General features: G+C 67.2%; 5 protein-coding genes, 2 pseudogenes and 1 other annotated feature. Of the genes and pseudogenes, 4 read left to right on the top strand and 3 right to left on the bottom strand.

The window, feature by feature from the left end:
* Positions 1–384: 384 nt before the first annotated feature.
* Together AB0K14_RS30655 and AB0K14_RS30650 are read left to right on the top strand one after the other, a co-directional pair.
* Positions 385–870: pseudogene (locus AB0K14_RS30655) on the top strand (helix-turn-helix domain-containing protein); the annotation flags it as partial.
* 50 nt (positions 871–920) lie between these two features.
* Positions 921–1,844 (top strand): annotated as a pseudogene (locus AB0K14_RS30650) (IS3 family transposase); the annotation flags it as partial.
* Positions 1,200–1,327, top strand: a sequence feature (AL1L pseudoknot). It overlaps the preceding pseudogene by 128 nt.
* Before the next feature lie 173 nt (positions 1,845–2,017).
* On the opposite strand, the gene AB0K14_RS30645 reads toward AB0K14_RS30650, so the two are convergent.
* The 3 genes from AB0K14_RS30645 to AB0K14_RS30635 all read right to left on the bottom strand — a co-directional run bounded on the left by AB0K14_RS30645 (position 2,018) and on the right by AB0K14_RS30635 (position 10,685).
* Positions 2,018–4,648 (bottom strand): tetratricopeptide repeat protein, encoded by a 2,631-nt coding sequence (locus AB0K14_RS30645; protein WP_360456477.1) that lies wholly within the window; start codon positions 4,646–4,648, stop codon positions 2,018–2,020.
* A gap of 390 nt (positions 4,649–5,038) precedes the next feature.
* Entirely contained in the window at positions 5,039–5,224 is a 186-nt protein-coding gene (locus AB0K14_RS30640) for a hypothetical protein (protein ID WP_360456474.1), read from the bottom strand.
* Between the two features lie 148 nt (positions 5,225–5,372).
* Complete coding sequence (locus AB0K14_RS30635) at positions 5,373–10,685, bottom strand: LamG-like jellyroll fold domain-containing protein (protein ID WP_360456471.1); 5,313 nt, start codon at positions 10,683–10,685, stop codon at positions 5,373–5,375.
* Positions 10,686–11,150: 465 nt separating this feature from the next.
* Between AB0K14_RS30635 and AB0K14_RS30630 the strand changes: the two genes are divergently transcribed.
* On the top strand, positions 11,151–17,777 hold the full coding sequence (locus AB0K14_RS30630; protein ID WP_360456468.1) for a polymorphic toxin-type HINT domain-containing protein: 6,627 nt from the start codon (positions 11,151–11,153) through the stop codon (positions 17,775–17,777).
* Positions 17,778–17,833: 56 nt separating this feature from the next.
* Positions 17,834–18,232 (top strand): hypothetical protein, encoded by a 399-nt coding sequence (locus tag AB0K14_RS30625; protein ID WP_360456465.1) that lies wholly within the window; start codon positions 17,834–17,836, stop codon positions 18,230–18,232.
* Positions 18,233–18,579 lie beyond the last annotated feature (347 nt).

Below are 18,579 nucleotides of genomic sequence, written 5' to 3'. Positions count from 1 at the left end.
TGCTCGACGCGTTGGAGATGGCGTTGTGGGCCCGCGGGCACACGGGTCACCCGATCGCGGCAGGGTTGATTCACCACTCGGACGCGGGCAGTCAAGGTGGATTCAACTGGTCGTCGCAACACCCTGATCTCGGAGGTGTGCGACGTGGTGACGGCGGACTGGAGTAAGAAGACCGGTGATGTTCCCGAGGGCTTGCGTCGGCAGTGGCGTGCTGATCGGGCACTTCGGCCGGCGATGCGCTCGCCTGGCCGGCCGGACCCGTCACGGGTGGTGCAACGCCAGTTCTGGCGGCTGATCGCCACGGGGGTCACGACGGTGGAGGCATCGTTGGCGGTCGGCGTGTCGTGGCCGGTGGGTATCCGCTGGTTTCGTCACGCTGGCGGCATGCCGCCGATCTCGCTGGCTGAGCCTGCGGGCCGCTACCTGACGTTCGAGGAGCGTGAGGAGATCGCGATCCTGCGTGCGAAGGGCGCCGGGGTGCGCCGGATCGCCCGCTCTCTGCAGCGAGACCCGGGGACGATCTCCCGTGAACTGCGCCGTAACGCCGCCACGCGCGGTGGGCGGCAGGACTACCGCGCGACGGTCGCCCAGTGGAAGGCACAGCAGGCCGCCAAGCGCCCGAAGGTCTCCAGGCTCGTCACCAACGACCGGCTGCGCGAGTACGTCCAGGAGCGTCTGGACGGCACTCTGCGCGGCGCTGACGGCACGGTCGTGGCAGGGCCGGGCGCAGCCGGGTGGAAAGGGCGCAAGATGAAGCCCCACCGAGCAGATCGGCACTGGGCGACGGCCTGGAGCCCGCAACAGATCAGCCACCGCGTCAGGCTCGACTTCCCCGATGATGAGTCCATGCGGATCAGCCACGAGGCGATCTGAAGCGCTCCGGTTGTGGTGGAGGTTCCATTCCTTGAGAGGATGGAGTCATAGCACGACCTTCACGGCACCCGGTCGAGGTGCGGGAGGGCGCGGTACGTCTGATTCGGGAGCACCGTGACGAGTACCGGTCGGAGTGGGCGGCGATCTGCTCGATCGCGGAGAAGTTCGGGGTTTCCGGTGAGACGCTGCGCAACTGGGTGCGGCAGGCCGAGGTCGATGGCGGACAACGTCCGGGGACCACGACGGACTAGGCGGCGGAACTCAAGCGGTTGCGGCGCGAGAACGCGGAATTGAAGCGGGCCAACGAGATCCTGAAGTCCGCGGCCAGCTTCTTCGCGGCGGAGCTCGACCGCCCACACACCAGGTGACCGCCTACATCGACGAGTACAGGGAGCGATTCGGGGTCGAGCCGATCTGCGCCGTCCTGCGTCAGGCGGGAGTCGCGATCGCCCTGAGCACCTACTACGCGGCCAAGTCGCGTCCGCCGTCGGCGCGGGCTCGCCGTGACGAGCGGCTGTCGGTCGAGATCACGAACGTGTGGAAGGACAACTACGAGGTCTACGGGGCGCGGAAGGTATGGCAGGCGTTGTGCCGCAAGGAGATCGGTGTGGCCAGGTGCACGGTCGAGCGGTCGATGCGCAAGTTGGGCATCACCGGCGCCACGCGCGGCAGGGGCCAGGCGCACCACCGTTCCCGCCGCGGACGGCGTGCGCGCGGGTGACCTGGTCAATCGGAGGTTCACCGCAGAACGACCGAATGCCTTGTGGGTGGCCGACTTCACCTATGTGGCCACCCGGTCGGGCACCGTCTATGTCGCGTTCGTGATCGACGTGTTCTCCCGCCGGATCGTGGGCTGGAAGGCCGACACCCGGATGCGGACCGGCCCGGTGCTCGACGCGCTGGAGATAGCCTTGTGGACCCGCGACCACGCCGGCCGTCCCGCAGGCCCCGGCCTGGTCCACCACTCCGACGCGGCAGTCCGGCGGCGTCGGCGAGTTGGTGGAAGTGCCGGAGGACGTTGTGCTTGCCGAAAATGTCGTCCGTGCAGTTCAGGCGGCAACCTCGACCATGATCAAGGCGCAGGGCACGCAGCGTCGACCAGACCAAGAAGTTGATCAGTTAAACAGCGGCAGATCCACTCGTTCTACAGTTCCTGGTCGAAAGCGTCGAGTTGCCGTTGTACGCGTTGGGCGTCGGTGTCGCGGCCTTGTTCCCGATACAGTTCCAGCGCTTCCCTCCACACTGCGCGGGCCTGCTCGTGCTCGCCGAGGGCGCTGTAGGGATGACCGAGGCTGTCGAGGGTATTGGCAGTCTGGTAGGTGTGACCGAGAGCGCGGTCCAGGTCGAGGGCTTGGCGGTAGTGGTGGACGGCCTGCCGGTGGTTACCTGTGTGGTGCTCGATGTAGCCAAGGCTGTCCAGGGTATCGGCCTCGCCGTCGGGGTTTCGGTGGCGGCGGTGCAGAGCCAGGGCGGCTTGGCAGTGTTCGCGAGCGGTTTCGTAGTCGTCCAGGCGGGCGGCGAACCATCCCACCATGTTGAGCGTCGATGCTTCCCATACCGGGTTGTCTAGAACGCGGTAGAGGTTCAGAGCGCTTCGGGTGTGTTCGAGGGCCGTGCGGTCGTCGCCGCGCTGTTCCCACGCCTGTGCGAGCTCGTGGTGGGTGTGTGCTTCCTGGGTGGTGTCGTGGTGCTGCTTGGCCAGAGCGAGTGCTTGGTGCAGGTGCCGAATAGCCTCGTCGTGTCGGACTAGCCGGGCCTGGGCGGCGCCGAGGTGTCGATGGGTGCGGATGAGGATGCTGGGGTCGGACAGATGGCCGGCCGAGTCCAGCGCGGCCCGCCACGCCGCCACGTCGTCATGCAGGTGTCCCCGTCGTCGGTGGAAGTCGGTCAGGATCCACGCCAGGCACCAGGCGGTGTGGTGCTGGTGCTGTGCAGCGGCGGTGTGCTGGGCGGCGAGTAGGTGGGGGTGATCGGCATCGAGCCAGGCCAGTGCGGCTTGCTGGTCGGGCAGTGGGTGTGGGCGCACGTCGGGTGCGGGTGGCCCCAACGGGGTCAAGGCGGTGTGGGGATCCACGAGTCGGGCGGCGGCGTCCGCGGTGTGGAGATAGAAGTCGACCACCCGCTCCAGCGCGGCCCGCCGGACTGGTTGGGGTAGGTCTTGGGCAAGAGTGGTGGCGTAGGAGCGGATGAGGTCGTGCATGGCGTAGCGGCCATGCGGGCGCCGGTCGATCAAAGAGGTGTCTTCGAGGACGCGCAGCACTTGGCGCGTTCGTGCCGCCGACATCCCGATGAGGCAGGCGGCGGCGGACATGCCGGTGTCAGGGCCAGGGGTTATGCCCAGCAGCATGAACGCCTGCCGCTGTTCGGGTGTCAGATGACGAAGGGACCAGGACAGCACGCTGGGAAGACTGGCGGAGGGATCGGTGTCGTGGTCGAGTATCTCCAAGCCCAGCTCGCGAAGTTCTGTGGCGAACTCGGCCAGCGGGACAGTCGGATGGGTGGAGGCTTGGCGGGCGATGATCGACAGCGCCAGCGGATAACGCCCGCACAACCGGATCAGTTCGTCCGTCGCCTCGATTTCGGTGGCCACTCGGGCCTCTCCTAGGCGTTCGGCCAGTAGGGCACGGGCTTCTTCTCGAGACAGGATGTCCAGTTGCAGGTGGCGGGCACCGTGCCGCTCGATCAGCGAGGCGAGACTGCTGCGACCGGTGATCAAGGCCATACAGGTGGGAGTACCGGGCAGCAGCGGGATGACTTGGTCGGCGGTGGCGGCGTTGTCCAGCACGATCAGCATTCGCCGTCCGGCGATCAGGCTGCGGTACAGCGCTGTTTGGGTGTCGAGGCCGACCGGTAGGCGGTCGGGGTCGACGCCGAGCGCGTCGAGGAAGCCGCGTACCGCCACCGCCGGGTCGAGAGGCGGGCTGTCGGGACTGAAGCCGCGCAGATCGACAAACAGCTGCCCGTCGGGGAACTGATCGGCGTGGCGATGGGCCCAATGCAGCGCCAGCCAGGTCTTGCCAATTCCTCCGGCTCCGCCCAGCGCGGAGACCACCACCGCCCTGTCCGTCCCAGGGGCGCCGTCGGCGGGTATCAAGGCGCGGTCCAGGACGGCCAAGTACTCCTCACGCCCGACGAACAGCGCCGGCGCCCCGGGTAGTTGCCGGGGCATCACGCCACTGCCGCCGGATGCGACCGGGTTCGCCGGACGATCGAGCACGGCCGAGTCGGCAGGGTAGGGATGGTCGGGCAGGGCGACCCAGGCGGTGTCACGGACCTCCTTTACCTCCACCGCCACCGGTCGGAAAGTGGCCGGGTCGAGCACGGCGGAGTGGCGGACGACCTCGTCGAAAATCCAGCGCGACACGACCAGCGCGACCAGAGCCGGCGAGCCCGCGAGTGCTTCCTTGACCGGCGGTGCGTTCAGTAGCCGGAAGGCCGTCGTCACCGCAGTCGAGGTGACGCCGTGGCCGTCGAAGACCACCTCGCCGGCGTGCACCGCCAGCCGCAGCCGGGTGTACTGCGGGACTGGGCTGGTGTCGTTGTGTTGCCGTAAGGCTTCCGCTAACACCCCCGGTAGTACCTCCACCAACGGCGCCTTGGCGAACTCGGGAGGTATGAGCACGAACACGCTGTCGCCGCGGTCCTCGTGATAGCAATCCACCCACGCCACCCCGGCCGCACGCAGCGCGTCGGCCATCACCCGGTATAGACCCGCCCGGGTGCCGATCTGGTGAGGCAGCGTCCGACGCGGATCACCGAACCCCTCCACGTCCACTACGACGATCGTGCGGTGTACGGCCTGACCGGAATCCACCGTCTCCGCCCTCCAGGGCGTCCTGTCGGGTCTGCTGGCGAAGTCGGTTGTACCGCACAACCGACTGCCTTCATTCCCGAACCAGTACACACATCGCCCGATCGGTCGCACAGGTTCACCTGCATGGCTAGGCGGCATCGGTCCTTCCTCCACGCCAAGCTCCGCAGCGAACCAGTTCAATGCTTAGTACGGCTGAGGTTCCGACTTGTATGTAGGTACCGGCCAGGCTGACTGGATGATCACCAGTTGTAGCTTGCCGGAGGCGCTGGGCCGGGCTCGCTCGTGAGGCGAACGAGGTCGCGCCCAGGACGAAGGGGACGCGGGAGACGCCCCCTTGCCCCGGGCCCCGGGTCAGGCCGTCTGGCCGCACGTGGGGCAGTCAGGCCTGGGCGAGTCCGGACCGAGCGCGTAGTTGTCCTGCATCGTGACGAGGTTGAGCCCGTACTCGCAGTTCGTGCGCAGGGCTGGTGCGCTGGTGATCAAAGCCATGGCGGCATGAGCCACCGCCATCAGGTGGCCCGCGATCCCGGCGGTCACGGCGTTTACGGCGCTGTGGCGGACCATCCCGGCCGCCGACGACTAGAACGTCCGTGCCGGCAGCGTGGCGAGGCGTTCGTGCTCGGCGGTCCGGGCGCAGTCGTGCCGTGGCGTGGGGCAGGTGGTTCTGCCCCACGCCAGGGGTCGGTCAGAGTTCTGCTCGTGGGGGGAAGGTGTTGATGGCGTCGGCGAGGTGTTGGGCGATCTTGTGGTGGTAGGCCTCGTTGGGGACGCCGTTGGTGAGGTATTGCGGGGCGATGCGGTTCGGGTTGGAGGGGTCGCGGACGGCTTCGTCGAAGTCGACCGCGTAGTCGGCTTCGTACACGTGGAAGTTGGCCATGATGTCCTGGTTGAGCTGACGGCGTTGTGCTTCTCGTGGGTCGTTGGCGTCCAGGCCCAGCGGTGGCACGGTGGTGAGGATGACGTGGATCGGTGTGCCGTCCGGGCGTGGGTGGCGTTTGAGGCCTTCCGGGCTGTTGACGCTGGTGAGTGCGGTGAGGCCGGTGCGGACGTCGGTGGCGGTGGCGCCGCGGAGGAGGCTGTTGGCTCCTGTGGCGATGAGGACGGTGCGGGTGTTGGGTGCGTTGAGTGCGGTGCGGTGGAGGTCGGTGCGGGCGTTGCCCGCTCCGATGGCGCCGGTGTCGGGGTAGGTGCCGAAGTCGCGTTGGTTGTAGGCGAAGACGATGTCGTTCTGGGTGATGGTCCACTGTTGGACGCGGACGTCGGCGATGGAGCCGTGGAGGTGGGCGGTGTCGTTGTTGGCGTGGCGGGCGCGTCCGAGGGCGAGTGGGCCATTGGCGGCGAACGGTGCGACGTTGGCAGTGGACGTTTGTAGGGCTCCGTCGACGTAGAGCCTTGCCATGTGGCTGTGTGCGTCGTAGGTGGCGGTGAGGTAGGTCCAGGTGTTGAGTGCGGGTTTGTTCTTGGACAGGACCTGCCAGGTGGTGGGGTTGGCGGAGTCGGCGGAGCGGGTGGTGAAGGACCAGCGTTGGGCGGTGGTGCTGTAGTGGAGTTGGAGGGCGCTGGTGGTGTTGCCGTCCTGGCTGACGGCGGTGTGGTCGGTGTCGTGGGATGTGATCTTGATCCAGGTGGAGACGCTGAGGTTTTTGGTGGTGTCGAGGACTTTTTCGGCGGTCTGGAAGTGGCCGGTGCCGTTGAGGACGGCGGAGCCGTTGTGGTCGGTGCTCCAGGTGACGCCGCCGTGTGCGGTGGCGTGGGCGTTGCCGGTGGAGTCGCGGGCGGTGGTGCCGGTGCCGTCGGTGAGTCGCCAGCGGGCGGTGTCGGGGATGCCGGCGCGGCTGGCGTTGATCAGGCCGCCGGGCAGGGTGGTGCCGTTGGCGGCGAGTGTGGCGGGCAGTTCGTCGACCCAGGTGTCGCGTTGGGTGCTGCCGGGCGGTGCGGTGGCCGACAGCTGGTCGCCGAGGACGACGACGGTGCCGGCGCCGGGGTCGGTGGTGGAGACGTCGACACCGGTGATGTAGTGGCTGCCGGGCAGGGTCGTGGTGAACGGTGTGCCGGTGGTGTTGGCGACCGTGTTGCCTGGGGCGAGGTAGGTCGGTGCGGTGGGGTGGCCGTGCATGGGTGCCTGGGTGGTGGCGGTGGGCAGGTGGATGCTGACGACGAGGTTGCCGTTGCCGCTGGTGGGGAACGCGACGGGGTCGCTGAGCGCCTCGCCGCCTGCGGGGAGGGTGACGGTGGTGGCGCCGGCGAAGCGCAGTGGGGTGCTGGGGCCGGTGGCGGAGTCGGTGCCGATCTGGGCGGCGATGGCGGCGGCGTCGATGGTGACGGGTGTGGTGGCCAGTGCGTTGGACAGTGTCACCCTGGTCTGGCCGCCGGTGACGGTGGGGCGCAGCACGGTGCGCAGTGTCTTGTCGGCGAAGCCGTGTCCGCCCGGTGGGACGACGGCGGCGTCGGAGGGTGCGGCCCAGGCGCCGACCCAGCCGGTGTGGACCGGTCGGGGTGCGATGGACAGCACGTGCAGCGCGGGTGCGCAGGTGTTGGGCAGCAGCGACGAGCCGTAGTTCGGCAGCGTGAGCGACTTGACGGTCTTGGTGGGGTCGGCGGGCGCGAAGATCGGGTAAATGACCGGTTGCAGGGTCTTGTCGGGGTTCGGGCCGGTGAGTCGGTGGGGCAGGGTGATGCCGGTCGGGTCCCAGGGCAGGTCGATCCAGCTGTTCACGGAGGGAAACTGCGGGTTCGAGGTGGTGCCGTCGGTGTAGGTGATGGTGCCGTGGCGTGCGGGGCTGCCTCCGCAGGTGCTGACGGCCAGCAGTCCGACCGCGCTCGCTTTGACCTGGTGGGCGGTGGGGAAGGGGATGGTCTGGCCGACGGCGACGATGTTGTCGTTGCCGGTGGTCGGGTTGGGCAGCGGCATGGTGAACGGGGCGCCGCCGACGACGGCGGTCCGGCCCGGTGCGAGACCGGCGGCGGTCAAGGTCTGGGCGGAGAGCCCGTTGCCGATGAAGTTGACGTCGGCTGCGGTGGTGCCGTCGTTGCCGATGCCCTTGTTGTTCATCGCTGCCGTGAAGTCGACCGCGGTCACGTTGTTGACCGGCTGGAACGTGAGGTAGTCCAACGCGATGCGGTACCTCAGTTGGGTGGAGTCGGGGTGGGTGCTGATGGTGCGGAACGTGATGGTGTGTTTCCCGGCGGTCAGGTGGGTGCCGCCGAGGCCGGTGTAGCGGGTGACGGCGCCGGGGTCGTAGCCGTCCACGGGTGTGGTGTCGGTCTGGCCGATGACGGTGTCGTCGATGCTGACGCTGTAGTTGCCGTAGTGGAACGCCTTGGTGATACCCGCACCGACGGCATAGTCCGCCTCGATGGGCACGGTGACCTCGAGGCTGAGTTCCTGACCGACGTCGTCGCCTTCGAAGCGCATCTGGGCGCCGCTGTTGAACACCAGACCGCCGCAGCAGTCGCCCATGTGCACGAGCGGCTTGTCGCTGGAGATCAGGGGCATGGCCTCGGCGTCGAGCTTGACCGTCGGCGACAGCTCCAGGTAGTCGAGACCGACCTTGAACGCGGTGGCGGTCGATCCGGTCTTCTTGACGATCTTGATGTCGAGCTGGTGCGCGCCCGCGGTCAGGTGTACCCCGGCGAGCTGTTTGTCCAGCGTGGTGGTCGACGCCCCGGTGCCGCCCTGGAAAGCGTTGGCGACCAGCTTGCCGTCCAACGTGAACACCGCGGCGTCCGGCACGGCAGCGTTGTCGATCAGACCGGCGTCGACGTTGTAGTAGCCGGCCGTGGGTGCGGTGAACGGAACGGTGAGTGTCGCGCCGTCGGTAGTGGTGGTCGCGGCACGGTACTTACCGCCCGATGCCGCCGCGTCGTTGACCACCGTCGTGGTCACGCCGCTACCGGTCGGGGTCAGCGACTCGGCCTCGATCCGCGTGGTCGGAGCCGGTGCGACGTACGACGGTGCGACGTAGAAGGTGTAGGCCTCGGATTCGGGGGACAGTTTGTGGGCGTCGTCGAAGCTGCGCACGTGCAGGGTGTGGTAGCCAGGGCTCAACGTCGGCGGCACGGTGATCCGTGCGGTGCCCCCGTTGTTGGCCACCCATCCGCCGGTGGTGCCGAAGGTCTGGTTGTAGTCGCAGTCGGTGGTCGTCGGCACGCGTTCGGTGCCCGCGCCGGAGAAGGTGTAGGTGAACCCGGCGATGTGCGGCGCTCCACTGGCGTTGAACGTGAACCTGCCCGGCTGGTTCTGCGGACGCCCCCAGTAGTCGGCGGGGTAATCGGTGCTGGTGATCGTGGGCCGTTGGCCGATCGGCACCGCTCGTGTGGTGAACCACAACCAGCTCGAATATCCGCTGGCACCCCGGTTCAGGGAGGAGTCACCGGGGAACTGGTTCCACGCCGCGACGCGGTAGGCCCAGTCTCCGTTGCCGAGGTTGACGGTGCTGTTCCATGACCCCTGGCTGCCCGAGGCGATGACGACCGGCGAGTTCATGCTGGCCTTGAGCGTGGTGCCGGTGCTGTTCCAGATCTCGTAGAACAGGCCGATGTTCAGCGGCGGGTTGTTGTTGTCGGAGGCCGACGCGTACAGCATGGGGTACGCGTCCGGGGTGACGATCCGGTTGTCGCAGGTGACCGCGTTGCCGACCGCGAGGCTGTGGGGGACGTTCGGGGGGAAGGCGAAGACCACGTCCAGGTGCGGGTTGTTGGCGAACTTCTTCCACTGCATCCGGTTCGTCTCGTCCGGTGAGCGCAGGCCGAAGTTGACCTCGGACCAGTTGTTGTCCACCGCGCCGACCGCCGTGCCGTACACGTCGAACCGCACCGCACCGGCGCTGTCACAGCCGACACCGGCCTTGGACGAGCGGGTGTCGAGGGCGAATCCGTTGGGGCCGGGCCAGCGGGTCGCCGAGCTGATCGGGTCGACCTGGTAGACCGCCACCGGGTACTCCACGCTGCACGACGTCCCGTGCACCTGCGTGGCGTAGAGGTAGGCCGCGAAGACCTGGGCCTTCGTGCCGTTGCGCTGCTGCAGGTCGGTGCTGGTGAAACGGAAGAACGAGCGGGCCGTCCAGCTGCCGTTGCAGCCGGCCCAGTTGTCGCAGAAGCCGACCTGGGCGTCCATGTTGGCGTTCCAGTAGTACCAGCCGTTGCTCGTGACCTCGGCCCACGCGTCGTGGTAGCGCGACATCACCGGGTCGATGTACACCGGGTACTCCACGTCCCCGCCCGTGAGCGCCGCGGCGTCCGGCGTGACCGTCAGATCGACCGTGCTGGACCGGCTGGCGGGGTCGGTCGCGACCGTCTCGGCCGTCACGTCCAGCTTGGACACCCTGCCACTGCCCGGATCCGTGGCCGTCGGCGCCGGGCCCACCTTGGCGTCACTGCTGGAGTCCCACATGATCGGCGTCGAACCCTGGAACACCACCCGACCCTCGGCGTCCACAGCGCTGAGCACATCGTGCCCGTCGCTGCGCACATCGAGACCGGTCGTCGTGGCCGTCAGTTCCACTGTGGACAAATCAGGGTTGGCGGCGGCCTGGGCATCCCTCACGACCAGGACCTCGGAGTAGCCCGCGGCGCTCGCGGTCAGTTGCAGATCGACGCCCGGGAACACGCCGGGGTAGGTGGCGGTCGAACCGTCCACCACCGGCGCGGGCAGTGGGGACGGCCAGTTCAGGGCGAACTGCTTGTCCCCGTCCCGCATCGTCACCAGCGGTGCCGTACCGCCACCGGAGAACGTGACCCCGACCGGGCTCGCCACAGGAGCAAGCCCTCCGTCGGAGGTCCGGGTGAGCGTGCTGTCGACGTCCCGCCATGCACCGTCACGCTTCACCCGCACCGGCTGGACGTGCGTCCGCATGGTGAAGGTGCCGTCCGGATTCGCCAACACCTCACTGGTCTCGGTGTACTCGTCCACCACCGCCACCGGCTGCCCCGTGCGCTGTGCCTCCGTCAACGCTGTGGATTCGGCGGGCGTGTGCAGTTCCGCCGAACTGTCGACCATCGGCTGGGCGGACGACGGCTGTTCGGTGGGTGCGGGAGACGCGAATGCGGGTGTGGCCAGGCCGCAGAGCACCGCGCTCGCTGTCAAGAGTGTGATCACTGCGCGCCGTCTGGGCGCGGCGAAGCTGGACGGTCTGCGAAACACGTGTCCCCCCGGACGCTCGAAGCACAGCCGATCGCGACTGGCCGCCGGACCCTATCGGGCACGGTCTACCTGCGAAAAGACATCGATCTGAGACGAACGACACAGCAGTGCATGTAACGCTGCGCCGATCGGATGCATCCGCAGCGTGATCGCGGGGAAAGTCTTTCCGAGCACACAATCCGTGGCTATGGTTCCCCAGCCTGGGCCGATCACGGCCTTGTTCTCAGGGGGGCTTGAGACATGCTCGGTGGAGATTCCGCGCGCCCGCAACACAAGGGCGCGACCCGGTCCAGACGGTCACTGGCACTGTTGGTCGCCACGATGATGACCGCGTCGCTCGTCGTCGGCCTCACCGCCGACAGCGGCCCAACGGACTGGGCACCCCGGCTGGCCCAGGAACAACCGATCCCGCACACCGACTTCCCGCTGGCAGCGCAACCCGCGAACGCCCAACCGGCCGACACCGGTCTACGCGACGCGTCCTGGCCGCAGCCAGGCAAGGCCACCGTCACCGCAGGGGCGTCGGCCCAACCTGCGGGCGACCTGCCCGTGACGCTGACCTCGGAACAGCACGACCACTCCTTCACCGTCGAAGTACACGGCCAGGAGGACACGCAACGCGCCGGCGTCACCGGCGTGCTGTTCACCGTCACGCCGCAAGACGGTGCGCCTGAAGCGGACGTGTCGGTCGGGCTGGACTACTCCGACTTCACCAACGCCGCCGGCGCGGACTTCGGCTCCCGCCTCAAGATCGTGCGTCTACCCGACTGCGCGCTCACCACCCCCGACGCGGCCGAGTGCCAAACCCAGACCGCCCTGAAGTCGAGTAACGACCCGCAGGCGCGCACTGTCACCACCCGTACCGCCGTGGCCGAGCCGATGGTGTTCGCCGCGACCGCGGACAGCAGCGGCGCCAACGGCACCTTCGCAGCCAGCACCCTGGCACCCTCCGGCAGTTGGTCGGTGTCCGGAAGTGCGGGCGGTTTCAACTGGACCTACCCCCTCGTCCTGCCGCACTCCTCGTCGGGCTCCGCAGTCGCTCCGAAGGTCGCGCTGTCCTACAGCTCCGCCGGCGTCGACGGCCGCACGCTGGCGACCAACAACCAGTCCTCCTGGATCGGCCAAGGCTGGGACTACTCACCGGGCGCCATCGAACGCACCTACCGCAGCTGCGCCCAGGACAAGACGCTCCCCCAGCCGCAGCAGACCGGTGACCTGTGCTGGGCGGGCCAGATCGTCACGATGGTGCTGGACGGCAAGTCCACCGAGCTCGTGCGCGACGACGCCACCGGAACCTGGCGCGCCTCCACCGACGGCGGTGCCCGGATCGAGCTGGTCACCGGCGCGGTCAACGGCGTGCACAACGGCGAGCACTGGAAGGTCACCAACACCGCCGGTGTCAGCTACTACTTCGGCCGCAACCGCGGACCCGGTCACACCGACCAGGAGCAGACGAACTCCGCCTGGACCGTCCCGGTCTACGGTCCCCGCAACGGCGACCCCTGCTACAACCCCGGCGGTTTCGCGCAGTCGTCCTGCGCGCAGGCCTGGCGGTGGAACCTCGACTTCGTCGAGGACACCCACGGCAACGTTACCTCGTACTACTACACGCCGGAAACCAACCACTACGGCGCGAACAAGGCAACGGCGGGCGTCTCCTACATCCGCGGCGGGACGCTCAAGCGCGTCGACTACGGCCTACGCACCGTCGACGGCAGCATCTACGGTGCCGCAGCACCCAATCAGGTCGTGTTCGACGTCGCGGAGCGCTGCCTGCCGGACGTCGGTTTCGACTGCGACCCGGCCAAGTTCACCGCCGACAACGCCAGGCGCTGGCCGGACACCCCGCAGGACCAGCAGTGCAAGCCGGGCGCGGTGTGCAACAACCACTCGCCGTCCTTCTGGTCGACCAAACGACTTACCACGATCACCACGCAGTACAACCAGGGAACCGGACCGGTCACGGTCGACCGCTACCAGCTCGGCCACGAGTTCAAGGACATCGCGAACAAGGAACTCTGGCTCCAGTCGATCACCCGCACCGGCTTCGCCAAGGACGGCACGTCCCTGACCGTCCCGCCGGTCACCTTCACCGGCCAGGTGTTCGACAACCGCGTGCAGGGCTACAACAGCATGCCCGGGCTCGTGCACTGGCGGGTCACCAACATCGCCACCGAGACCGGCACGTCGATCAACGTGTTCTACAGCCGGCCCGACTGCGGCGCGACCGACGTCCCGACCGACCTGGCGAACAACAACCGCCGCTGCTACCCGGTCTACTGGACACTGCCGTTCAACGAGAATCCGACCCTGGACTACTTCCACAAGTACGTCGTCGACCGCGTCGAAGTCCAGGACCGTAACGGGATCTCCCCGACGCAGGTCACCGCCTACACCTACCTCGGCGCACCGGCCTGGCACTACGACGACAGCGAGATCGTCAAGCCCGAACACCGCACCTATGGCCAGTTCCGCGGCTACGGCCAGGTCGAGCAACGCACCGGAGACCCGAACCACACCGTCGACGGCGTCCACGACAAGCAGACGCTGACCCGCACCACCTACTTCCGCGGCATGGACGGCGACACCATGCCCGGCAACGCCCTCCGACCGGCCAAGGTGGCCAACTCGCTCACCGAGGAGATCACCGACCACCGCCAGTTCGCCGACATGACCCACGAGCAGGAGGTCTTCAACGGCGAAGGCGGGAACCGCATCTCCACCTCCATCACCGAACCACAGATCCTCGGCGCCACCGCCACCCGACAACGGCCGAACCTGCCCGCGCTGACCGCCGAGGTCGTCGGCGTGTCACGCGGCAGAACCCTGACCCACCTCGCCGCGGGCGGCACCCGGAAGGTGACGAACGAACACCGCTACGACGCGCTCGGAAGGCTGATCGCCAAGACCGAGTCCGGCGACGAGGTGCCCGACCTGTGCACAACGACCACATACGCCGACAACACCACCACCTGGGTGCGTGACCGCGTCGCCGAAACCACCGTCTCCCAACAGGCCTGCCCGACCGAAGGAACGCCGCAGAGCTCCATCCTGGGCTCCACCCGCACCTACTACGACGAGTCGACCGCACTCGCCGAGGTCACGTCCGGCAGCGCGACCCGAGTCGACGCCGCGACGGTCAACAACAACGACCAGCTGACCTATGAGACCACCGGGACGGCGGAGTTCGACGCCGCCGGCCGGTCCACCGAGGTGACCGACGCCATCGGCCGCGCCACCCGCACGGTCTACACGCCCACCGATGGCGGCATCCTCACCAAGACAGTCACCACCAACGCCAAGAACCAGACCAGCACGGTCGAGCTCGATCCCGCACGTGGCAACCCCGTGGTCAGCCTCGATGTCGGATCACGGCGCACCGACGCCACCTACGACCCGTTGGGCCGGCTGACCGCCGTCTGGAAACCCGGCCAGAGCAAGGGCTTCGACCCCGCCACGACGACCTACGACTACGTGCTCCGCACAGATGGCCCGCTGGCGGTCGCCAGCAAGACCTTCGTGGACTACCGGACCGGCACCAACTACGTCGCCAAGATCGACTTGTTCGACGCCTTCGGCCGGCTTCGGCAGTCCCAGACCGACGCACTCGACGGCGGACGCGTCGTCACGGACCTGTTCCACGACTCGCACGGCCGGGTCCGGCACACCAACGGCGGCTACATCGCCACCGGTGCCCCGGGCACCAACCTGATCTCCGTCGACCCCAAGTCGGTCGACAACCGCTCGGCCACCGACTACGACGGAGCCGGCCGCCCGGTGCTAGAAACGGCCTACAAGGGCGTCACCTCGACGTGGACCACCAAGACCGTGCACGGCGGCGACCGCGTCACGGTCATCCCACCCCAGGGTGGTGTCACGACCACCGTCGTCAGCGACGCACGAGGCCGCGCGACCGAGAACCACAAGTACACCGCACTGCCCGTGGTCAACGGCGATGTCGTATCCGGTGGCACCCACCAGACCGACACCACGGAATACACACCGCTCGGACAGACGAAGAAACTCACCGATTCCGTCGGCAACCAGTGGACCTTCACCTACGACCTGCTCGGCCGCAAGACAAGCCAGACCGACCCCGACACCGGCACCTCGACCACCACCTACGACCTCGCCGGGCAGATCCTCACCACGACCGACGCCCGCGGCAAGACGCTGGCCTACAAGTACGACGAACTCGGACGCAAGACCGCCCAACACGCCGACTCGACCAACGGGACCCTCCTGGCGTCCTGGCTGTACGACGGCGCCCAGAACGGCGTAGGCCTGCCCTGGTACTCCACCCGGCACACACCCGAGGGCAACTACATCTCCGGCGTCAGCGCCTACACCGGCGCCGGTTGGGTCGGCAAGACCATCGTCCAGATCCCGGCGGCCGAAACAGGGCTCAACGCCCTGTACACCACGACCTTCGGCTACACGACCACCGGCCTGCCGACAGCCGTCCAACCCCCCACCGCCAACAGGGGTGGCCTCCCCGGCGAGGTCATCGGCACCACCTACAACAAGTACGGCAAACCCGTCACGACCGCGGGTTACAACGCCTACGTCACCGCGTCCGTCTACACGCCCTACGGCGAATCCCGCCAGTTCACCCTCGGCCCGTCGAACAACACCGCCAAGCTCACCTACGACTACGACGCGCAGACCCGGCGCCTCACCCAGACCAACCTGTCCGCGCAACAAGCCGACCCGCAGATCGACGACACCCGCTACACCTACGACCCCGCGGGCAACGTCACCAAGACCGTCAACACCCAAGGCACCACGGGCCGCGGCGCCCCCGTCCGCACCCAGTGCTACTCCTACGACCCACTGCGCCGCCTGGACAACGCCTGGACCGCCACCGACGACTGCGCCGCCGCACCATCCACCACGCCAGGCAGCGCCAACGTCGGCGGACCCACCCCCTACTGGACATCATGGGCATTCGAACCCGGCGGCCTGCGCACCACCCAGACCCAGCACGCCCTACCCGGCTCCACAGGCGACACCACCACGACCTACACCTACCCCACCAGCGGCAGCCCCCGGCCCCACGCACTCACCAGCGCCACCACCACCGGACCGTCCGGTCAGACGCTGTCGACCTACGGCTACGACCCGTCCGGCAACACCACTCGCCGCACCCTGCCCACCGGTGACCACACCCTCGACTGGGACCGCGAAAACCGCCTCGACACAGTCACCTCACCGAACGGGCCCACCAAGTACGTCTACGACGCCGACGGCAACCAACTCATCCGCCGCGACCCCGGCAAGACCACCCTCTACCTCGCGGGCCAAGAACTGACCCGCGATAACACCACCGGCACCATCGTCGGCACCCGCTACTACACCCACAACGGCGTCGCCATCGCCCTGCGCGTCGGCAACACCAACCCCACCTACCTCGTCTCCGACCTGCACAACACCACGTCCCTCGCGGTCGAATCCGTCGGCTTCGCCGTCAGCCGCCGCACCATGGACCCCTACGGCAACCAACTGAACCCGACCGCAGGCCTCCCGTGGCCTGACCGCCACGGCTTCCTGAACAAACCCGTCAGCGACACCACCGGCCTCACCGACATCGGCGCCCGCAAATACGACCCCACCACCGGCCGCTTCATCAGCGTCGACCCCATCCTCGACCTCGAGAACGCCCAGCAGTGGACCGGCTACGCCTACGCCGACAACAACCCCACCACCTTCAGCGACCCCACCGGCCTCATCGCCAACTGCGGTCCCGACGGAGACGGCTGCAGCGCACCCAACTACGACAACGTCGGTGCCGACCCCGACAACATGGAAAACCCAGACAACTGGGGCACGGACTGGGGTGGCGGCTTCAGCACCGCCTACAACTACGAAACCGAAGAATATTACATCGGCAACTACTCACTGGGCAAGCACAGCGCCAAGTACGGTGCGCAACTGCGCCGCCAGATCATCAAACAGTTGCTGGGCGAGGATCACAACAGTCGCGCGCTCTACGGCGAACTCGACGAAGCCGAACTGCTCAGCCAACTCGACAAAGCCTGTTCCCGGGTCAAGGACTGCGAGCGCGAGATGTGGAGCGACGTAATCGCCCACAACTACGGTGTGTACGGCAGCCTTGGCGAAGGCATCCTCGGCTCGGTCGCTTCCTACAAGGCGCTGAAGCAGCTGCCGGGTGGATCCAAAGCTATGTGCCCGAACAGCTTCACCGGCGACACGCTGGTCCTGATGGCGGACGGCTCGACCAAGCGCATCGACCAGATCAAGGTCGGCGACAAAGTCGCCAACAGCGAACCGGAGAGCAAGCAGACCGAGCAGCACGACGTGTTGGTCGTCATCGTCACCGACGCCGACAAGGACTACGTCGATCTGACCATCAGCACCCCCGACGGCCCGAAGACCGTCAAGGCGACGGCGCACCACCCGTTTTACAACGCGACGACCGGCCTGTGGGTGGATGCCTCCGACCTCGAAACGAACACCCTGCTCGCCACCCCAGGTAACGGTCGGGCATCCATCGCCGCCGTCCGGCACTTCAGGGCCGAGATGCGTACCTACAACCTGACAGTCCAGTCGGTCCACACGTACTATGTACTGGCCGGGAACACGCCGGTACTGGTACACAACTGCGGCCCGGGACTGACCGGTGTCGGCGGCAAGCAGTTCGGGAAGAAGTGGAAGACCCATTCGAAGGATTACGGTCTCGACCCCAGTGACCCAGCTGCGCGGAAGTGGTTCGAGAATCGGATCCACGAAGTCCGGAGCGCGCATGATGAAGTCAGGCAAGGGCCGTGGAACCCCCAGGCTGGTGGCGGCAACGACTACTGGTTCTACCGTAGCGGCAACGACCTGCTCCTCACCAAGAGTGACGGTTCATTCGTCACCATGTTCCCGCTCGCCCCGCGAGGCAACGGCTGGTGGGACAGGGCAGCGAAACAGCAGTGCGACTGCTAAGCGGGACGCGGTCGCGGAGGATGAATGTGACGTAGCCGGCCATGGAGAGGTTTGAGATGGATTTCCGACCGAAGGGGGTGGACCCCCAGATCATCAATGGCTCCAGAGTGCGAGCGATTTCGAAGATCGTTGACGGCGAGGGCGAGGCCGTGGCGCTGCAGGTCGTCCTCGTGAACGGGTCGTCGCTGTTCTGTAACGTGTGGAGCGATTGGTCGTTGATCATCGAACACAGATCCGACTCGTCGATACCAGATTACTTCTGGCCACCTGAGGAATACTCCTCCAAGTCCCTCCTGTCGGACATTCCCGCAGACGGATTGGAGGTAGTTTCGGCCGTTGCTTCGACGGATGAAGTCGACACGGTGATGAGAATCGACATCAATTTCAGCGGCCATGTGATTTCCGCCCGGTCGTTCGGCGGGGAGATCGTCATCGCAGCGAATTTGTCTTGCTAACCGGCGCCAGCCATACAGATAGGTATCGCAGAGTATGCGATTGCACTGGCGACAGGATGGGTCAGCCGGCTCGCGCGGCGGAAGCCGGGTGCGGCGGGTTGTCCAATTGACGCATCCTGAAGCGGAACCTTATGCGTGGGATGGGCGAAATGTGGACCAGTAAGGAAAAGAACGCGACGGCAGTATCGTCCAGGCCTGGGCGGCTACGATCGTCCCGGGCCAAAATGGGCTGCATAAACGGCGTTCCCCATTGTTGGCCCGAACTAGGAGGTCAGATAGATGGGTTTTACGGTGTCATTCCTTCCGGCTCGGCCTTCTGGCGGCGAAGAGCCCGCTCCGGCGAGCCA

It is taken from the genome of Actinosynnema sp. NPDC050801, from assembly GCF_040673975.1.
In the GTDB taxonomy this organism is placed as follows: Bacteria; Actinomycetota; Actinomycetes; order Mycobacteriales; family Pseudonocardiaceae; genus Actinosynnema.
This window is presented reverse-complemented; position numbering and strand designations above follow the sequence as displayed.